Source organism: Clostridia bacterium (genome assembly GCA_017405765.1).
Taxonomy (GTDB): domain Bacteria; phylum Bacillota; class Clostridia; order Oscillospirales; family RGIG577; genus RGIG577.
Map to the genome: position 1 here is coordinate 25,756 of JAFQZS010000010.1, position 7,061 is coordinate 32,816.

Genomic DNA, 7,061 nt, shown 5'->3' on the forward strand with positions numbered 1-7,061 from the left:
CGCGCCGCATTTTTTTGCGACGCCGGGGCGGTTTAGAACGGAGTTCTATGATTCCTTTTCAATATACTTTTCTTTCTTTGCACTCGGTGTCCGCTGTAAGCGGGCTTTTTTAAACCTGCTTGTTTAATGCCGCCTATAACCAACGGGCACCAAAGACTTGGAGCGGCATTAAATAAGCAGGCGGCCTCATTTGTCATCCCGCGCGCCCCCTTTGTCATCCTGAGCGCAGCGAAGGATCTTTCTGCAATAAGATTCTTCGTCGCTTTGCTCCTCGACAATGACACGGGGGGAAGCCCCCCGCGAGGCGTGCCACCCCACACGGCAGGACGCCTCTCCCTACAGGTCACCCAAAGGAGCGAAGCGATGCGGCGATCCGTCTCCCTATCCCAAAAACAAAAGAAACGCCGCGTCTGCGGCGTTTTTACCAATCTCAGCGCGCTGCAGCGGTAAAACGCCCTCGCGCCTATGGACGTAACGCCCTCGGGAACGACTATCGAGGTAAGAGCCGTGCAATTATAGAACGCCTGCAAGCCGATAACGGTCACGTTTGCGGGTATATTTATCGACTCAAGAGAGGTGCAGCCGTAAAACGCGGATGAGTCAATGTCTGTAAGGCCCTCGGGCAGATCAACGGACGCAAGCTCGCTGCAGTACGCAAACGCGCTGTGGCCGATGCTCGTCACCTCTCTGCCGCCTATCTCGTCGGGAATGTCCGCCGACGTCACTGTCGTGTCTGCGCCGGTTATCGTTATCAGGCCGTCAAACACCTGATAGTAAAGATCACCGTTTTCTGCGGGGTACGTCATATCACCGCTCTGAACGTGCGTCGTGCCCGCCAGAGCCGCCGCAGGCAGCATGACCGCGATCATACATATTGCAATCAGCATACATATTAACTTGTTTTTCATATTCTCCCTCTCCTTTTCGGGCGCATAGGTATGTCGGATCATTTATGATACCATTTTACCATATCCCCCCGTTCGCAACAAAAATTCGAAAGGCAGCGGCGCGGCACGCCTCCGCATAAAAAAATCGGGGGCCTTGCGGCTCCCGATTTTTTATGTACAGCCTATATTCTTACTTTAACTTCTCAACGATAGCCTTGGTGTCGAGCGCTATCATGAGCTCCTCGTTGGTGGGAATAACGAGGGTCTTAACGGTAGCGTCAGCGGCGCTTATGTCTATCTCCTGACCGCGGATCTTGTTCTTCTCGGCGTCTATCTTTATACCCAAGAAGTCAAGGCCGGAAACGATCTGCTCTCTGAACGCTGCGGAGTTCTCGCCTACGCCTGCGGTGAATACAACGGCGTCAACGCCGCCCATAGCAGCCGCGAACGAGCCTATGTACTTCTTTACCTGATAGCAGAACTGGTCTATCGTTATCTGTGCGCGCTCGTTGCCTTCCTTTGCGGCAGCCTCAACGTCTCTAAAGTCTGCGCTTACGCCGGAGAGGCCCAAAACGCCCGACTTCTTATTGAGGATATTGCTTATCGCCTTCGTGTCGAGGTTTTCCTTCTCCATAAGATACGGCAGGATCGCCGGATCGAGCGAGCCGCTTCTCGTGCCCATGATAAGGCCCTCGAGCGGGGTGAAGCCCATCGTAGTGTCAACCGACTTGCCGCCGTCTACAGCCGTGATGGACGAGCCGTTTCCTAAGTGGCAGGTGATTATTTTAAGCTCCGAAAGGGGCTTACCGAGCATTGCGCCCACACGCTGGGTAACATACTTGTGAGACGTGCCGTGGAAGCCGTACTTTCTTATCTTATACTTCTCAAAATACTCGTAGGGCAGCGCATAGAGGTATGCGTATGCCGGAAGCGTGGAATGGAAAGCCGTATCGAATACGGCAACCTGCGGGATGCTGCCCAAAACTTCCTTGCAGGCGTTGATACCGATGATGTTCGGCGGGTTGTGAAGCGGCGCGATCTCGCAGCAAGCCTCGCCTACCTTCATCATTTCGTCGTCGATAAGGCAGGAATCCTTGAAGAACTCCGCGCCGTGTACGAAACGATGGCCTACGGCGTCGATATCGCTCATGCTGGAGATAACTGCGTATCCCTCGTGAGTGAGCGAGTCGAGAACAACGTTTATCGCGTCCTTATGATCCTTCATCGGCACGTCCTTCTTCATCTTCTCCATGCCGATAACTTCATGCGTGAGCTTGCCGTCGATGCCTATTCTCTCGCAAAGTCCCTTTGCCATGAGCTTCTCGGTGTCCATATCGATAAGCTGATACTTGAGAGAGGAGCTGCCGGCGTTGATAACTAATACTTTCACTTACATTTCTCCTTTTATTATATTTACAAATAATATTTACATCATCTGCGCCTGTACGCTGGTGATAGCGACAACGCCTACGATATCCTCGGCGCTGCAGCCTCTCGACAGGTCGTTTACGGGCTTCTTTATGCCCTGGAGTATCGGGCCGTAAGCCTCTGCCTTTGCAAGACGCTGTACGAGCTTATAGCCGATGTTCGCCGACTGAAGATCCGGGAAGATAAGGCAGTTTGCATAGCCCGCTACCTTGCTGCCGGGAGCCTTTAACTGGCCTACCGACTCGATAAGCGAAGCGTCCGCCTGAAGCTCGCCGTCGAGCATGAGCTCGGGAGCGCGCTCCTTTGCAAGCTTAACGGCCTCGCGCACCTTGTCTGCAGACGCGCCCTTGCCGGAGCCGTAAGTAGAATACGACATCATGGCAACTCTCGGCTCGCTCTTTAAAACGGCCTTGTACGACTTTGCGGAAGCGATAGCTATTTCAGCCAGATTGTCGGCGTCGGGGTCTATCGTAAGACCGCAGTCGGAGAATACGAACGTGCCGTTGTCGCCGAGCGTGCAGTTGGGAACTACGACTACCATGAACGAGGATACATACTTAACGCCGGGAGCAGTCTTGAGTATCTGAAGCGCAGGTCTGAGCGTGTTGCCGGTGGAGTTGATGGAACCTGCTACCATACCGTCGGCGTCGCCCTTTTCTACCATCATAACGCCGTAGTAAAGCACGTCCTTCATTAAATTTGCAGCTTCCTCGCGCGTTATGCCCTTTGCCTTTCTCATCTCATAGAAGGTATCTACGTAATCAGCGAACTTGGGGCTCTTTTCGGGGTCTATGACCGGTATGCCCGCGATGTCGGCGCCGATCTCTTTGGCCTTGTCCGCTATCTCCTTCTCATTGCCTAAGAGCACTACCTTGGAGAAGCCCTCTTTTGCAACCTGTGCAGCCGCATTTATTACTCTGGGCTCAATGCCCTCGGGCAATACGATGGTCTTTACATCGCTTGCAGCCAGCTTTTTCATGTTACCTAAAAAATCCATAGAAGTTCCACCTTTCGATTTATCATAAAAAATTGAGCGTGTGCTTAATATGCATTTCGGCTCAAAAAGAGCTATAATACAATTAAATATTATTATAGTACAAAATCTTTAAGAATTCAACGGCTTTTTACGCTAAAATATTATTTGCGTATTTTTATTTAACTCTTGCTTTTTATCGTCTCGGTCCGAAAGGGCTTCATAAGAGCTGCCATATCGGGCTTTTCCCGCATGGATCTTTATCTTGGCCCCAAAAACCGCCGCGGGGTATGCGTCATGCCCGCTTTGCCGTCTGCCTCTGTCAGTCATGCGCGCCGAAAAAAGCGTCCATGATCCGCTGCGTTTTCAGCGAGTCTTCTTTTAACAGTATCCCCATGTTGTCAAGGTAGTTTATAAGCTCCTCACGCACGGCCGCCGCCTCATTATAGTCATCCGCCTTGACCGACAGCTCAGTAATATACTTGTCTTTGATCTCCCAGACCTCGATCCGTATCTCCGTTCCCCGATGATCCCCCGTGTAGCGCTTGAACATGACCGGCCCTGCCGTCTGAGCCGCTTCGATCGCATCGGTCCCCCAACCTTCTGTTTTCCAGTCTTTTTCTTCTGACGGCATTTTCTCCCTGATCATGGAAACGGCCTCGTTAAGGGGCAGCTCGGCTATCCCCGAATACCCGCCCGCGTCCTCGGCGGCTTCGGCCGAAAGACTAAGCGTCATGCTTGAATATCCCCACTCCACCTCAGGCGACCACACGTCGTCGGATAGGATAAAGCCCTCCGTTTCCGCCCGGCGCAATTCGGCGGCAACGTCGCCGTCCGTTATGGGATACCGTTTTTTATACGTCACCTTGAAGCCGTTTTCCGGTTTGTCCTCCCTGAACCTGATCCGGTTGATCCACCGCTCCTGTGTGAATTGTCGGTCGGCTGTGTCGAGATATACCACGCCGAACGATTTATATTTTTTCCCCGTGGCAAATTCATCGCGCACTTCTTTCTTAAGAAAATGGTCTTCATCCAAAACCTGATCGGGATCCAATAACAAATGGATCTCATATGAAAGCGGCGTCGTTTCGCCTATGTATCCCAATCGTTTCGCGGCGCACAAGGGTATCATCGAATCATCCAGCACCAAAAAAAGGGACGACGCGTTTGACACGTCAAAACTCAGGGGCTGTATTCCCGGCGAAAGGTGTTTTTTCTGTGCTCCGAGAAAACGGCCTTCGCCGTCGAAGCGAACGCACCATGCGTCTGCGCTCTGTTCGCTGTCGGAGAGATAAAAGGACGCCGACCATCCGTGTTCTTCCCTGTGAACGGAGTCGATGCCTGCTTTCACCTGTTCTTCCCCGGCGCTTTCTTCTGCGGCAAAGCCCGATGTATGATAAGCGCACGCATATGCGGATACCGAAAAAACGATCAATAATAAAATGCAGGGCAAAAGGCGCCTCAGCCGTTTACTGTCGCTCATATATTTTCCTCCTTTGCATGGCGGACTTTTTATTGTCTTCACGATCCTTTTACTGATTTGAGCATAAATGATTATCGGCGGACGGTCAACCCCTTATAATAAATATAAACCTGCGATACGAAGTTTTTTGTATTTGTTCGACGCGCCGATAAGCCTTTCTGTCGATATCGCGGCGCGGCATACGCTTGACAGAGTTTGAATTCTTTTATAGAATTTGTTTGAAATACTTATGTATCACATCCGCCGCAAAACGCCGTTTACGCCAAAATGCGGCCCCAAAAAAGCCTTGCATTTACCTAAGTTATCATATACGAAAAAACATTTACCGCTTCAACGCTAAAAAGGTGACTTTTCATGAAAATTGCCGCAATTATCGCCGAATATAACCCGTTTCACAACGGTCATGCATATCATATCGCCGAAACAAAGAAGCTTACTGGCGCAGAGGCCGTTGTCGCTGTGATGAGCGGCAGCTTCGTTCAGCGCGGCGAGCCCGCCGTCGCGGACAAGTATCTTCGCGCTCACGCCGCCGTTTTGGGCGGCTGCGACCTAGTAATTGAGCTTCCCGCCGTTTTCGCGCTCGGCAGCGCGCAGCGCTTTGCCTGCGGCGCCGTAAGCCTTATCGGCGGTATGGGCTGCGTTTCGGCTCTCAGCTTCGGAAGCGAGTGCGGCGATATCGAAAAGCTAAGAGAGCTAAACCGTGCGATAAGGAGCGAGGAGTTCGCGGCGCGCCAACAGGAAATATTCTCGGAAGGAACGTCGTATCCCGCGGCGCGCGCGGCGGCGGCGCGCGAATTTGTGAGCGTAGAGCTTGCCGACATGCTCTCGCAGCCCAATAACATCCTCGCGCTCGAATATATAAACGAGGCCGAACGTCTCTTCCCTTCTTTGTCTTTGATAACCGTGCCCCGCACGGGGGCGTCGCACGACAGCATGGAGACATTCGGCGCGTTCTCCTCGGCGTCGGCTCTGCGCGAAAGTAAGGGCGCCGATATGACGCGCTTTGTGCCCGAGCGCTGTCTTGCGCTTTACCGAGACGCGATAGACCGCGGCGTTTTCTATGTAAGTACGTCCGATTTCGACGAGCTTGTACTTTCGCATCTTATACGGCTTTCGCCGTATGAGTTGAGCCGGCTTCCCGATGTGAGCGAGGGGCTAGAAAACAGGATATACGATGCGGCGCGTCAGTCGCAGTCGCTTTCTGAGCTTTACGAAAGAGTCAAATCGAAGCGCTTCACCCACTCGCGCCTGCGGCGCGTTATAATGTGCGCATATCTCGGGATAAAAAAGAGCGATACGGATGCTCCGCCCGCATATATCCGCGTGCTTGCCCAAAACAAAACGGGGAGCCGCGTTTTGCGCGAGATGAAGCAGACGGCGGCGCTTCCGATAATAACAAAGGCGGCTCATATAAGCCGATACGGCGAAGCGGCGCAGGCGCAGTTCGACATTGAAGAGCGCGCTACACGCCTTTACGCATATGCGATAAAGGACCGAGAATACAGGCGCGCCCTAAACGACTACAAAAGAAGCGCGCAGGTGATCGGCGCGATGGAATAAAATACGGCGGGCGCCCCATGCGCCCGCTTTTTTAAATCTTTCCCATATCGTAAATACTCTTAAAAAAAGGCACGAGCGCGGGACGTATCGCCCCGCGCTCTCTTTTATTCGCCTCTCATCCCGAAAACGGATCTAAGTATACCGCCCAAGATCTTTGGGACCTTAAGTACAACTATCTTCATATACGTTTACCTCCAAAAAAACCACTCAGCACAATAAAAGCAGAACGCCTATAAGAAAAAGTATTATCCCCCCTATGAGCGCAAGAAGCCACGCGGGGAAAACAAGCGACAATACGACGCCCGCGCCGAGCGCGATAAGTATAAGGCTCCATATAATGCCCCTCCCGGGCCGCACGGGGCGCATCTTTTTGTCAAAGCCGCTCATCGTCATCATACCCATCCTCTGTATCGGTATTACAGTATATGACGCGGCGCGGTTTTAGGTGAAAGCAAGGGGGATTTTTTAGAACCGAGGTTCTAAAGACTCCTTTTTAAGTTTGCTTCTCTTGCTTTGCAAGCAAGAACAAACCTTAAAACTCCGTTTTAAGAATTTGATCCCCCTGCCGGGGGGCGTACTTTTGTGACCAAAAGTACCAAAAGTCCCGGGGAGCTTTGCTCCCCCGTCCCCACACGAGGGGAAACCCACAGGCCCATACTGCGCCTCTTGAAGCTGATTTACGCCCCACAATCTTCGGCCAGAAGGTCACCATCTTTAGTAATACTTCCAG

At 52.2% G+C, this 7,061-nt stretch carries 6 protein-coding genes; 1 reads left to right on the top strand and 5 read right to left on the bottom strand.

Annotated features, from left to right (window positions below):
• Positions 1-32 precede the first annotated feature (32 nt).
• The 4 genes from IJG50_02530 to IJG50_02545 form a co-directional block, all read right to left on the bottom strand.
• Positions 33-908, bottom strand: coding sequence for a leucine-rich repeat domain-containing protein (locus IJG50_02530; protein ID MBQ3378722.1), 876 nt, complete (start codon positions 906-908; stop codon positions 33-35).
• Between the two features lie 169 nt (positions 909-1,077).
• Positions 1,078-2,277 (bottom strand): acetate kinase, encoded by a 1,200-nt coding sequence (locus tag IJG50_02535; GenBank protein ID MBQ3378723.1) that lies wholly within the window; start codon positions 2,275-2,277, stop codon positions 1,078-1,080.
• 36 nt (positions 2,278-2,313) lie between these two features.
• Positions 2,314-3,312 carry a phosphate acetyltransferase gene (gene pta, locus IJG50_02540; protein MBQ3378724.1) on the bottom strand — a complete coding sequence of 333 codons (999 nt, stop codon included), beginning with the start codon at positions 3,310-3,312 and terminating at the stop codon, positions 2,314-2,316.
• Between the two features lie 298 nt (positions 3,313-3,610).
• Positions 3,611-4,771: a hypothetical protein gene (locus IJG50_02545; protein MBQ3378725.1), complete on the bottom strand. Its 1,161-nt coding sequence runs from the start codon at positions 4,769-4,771 to the stop codon at positions 3,611-3,613.
• A gap of 354 nt (positions 4,772-5,125) precedes the next feature.
• Here IJG50_02545 and IJG50_02550 point away from each other — a divergent pair, with 354 nt between their 5' ends.
• On the top strand, positions 5,126-6,331 hold the full coding sequence (locus IJG50_02550; GenBank protein ID MBQ3378726.1) for a nucleotidyltransferase family protein: 1,206 nt from the start codon (positions 5,126-5,128) through the stop codon (positions 6,329-6,331).
• A gap of 207 nt (positions 6,332-6,538) precedes the next feature.
• Here IJG50_02550 and IJG50_02555 read toward each other — a convergent pair whose 3' ends face one another.
• A complete protein-coding gene (locus IJG50_02555; protein ID MBQ3378727.1) occupies positions 6,539-6,727 on the bottom strand; it encodes a hypothetical protein in 189 nt (62 codons plus the stop codon).
• Positions 6,728-7,061 lie beyond the last annotated feature (334 nt).

What these genes read in the sequence shown, in the direction of transcription:
- IJG50_02545 (MBQ3378725.1), bottom strand. Translation starts at nt 4,771, where the DNA reads ATGAGCGACAGTAAACGGCTGAGGCGCCTTTTGCCCTGCATTTTATTA.
- IJG50_02530 (MBQ3378722.1), bottom strand. Translation starts at nt 908, where the DNA reads ATGAAAAACAAGTTAATATGTATGCTGATTGCAATATGTATGATCGCG.
- IJG50_02550 (MBQ3378726.1), top strand. Translation starts at nt 5,126, where the DNA reads ATGAAAATTGCCGCAATTATCGCCGAATATAACCCGTTTCACAACGGT.
- pta (MBQ3378724.1), bottom strand. Translation starts at nt 3,312, where the DNA reads ATGGATTTTTTAGGTAACATGAAAAAGCTGGCTGCAAGCGATGTAAAG.
- IJG50_02555 (MBQ3378727.1), bottom strand. Translation starts at nt 6,727, where the DNA reads ATGATGACGATGAGCGGCTTTGACAAAAAGATGCGCCCCGTGCGGCCC.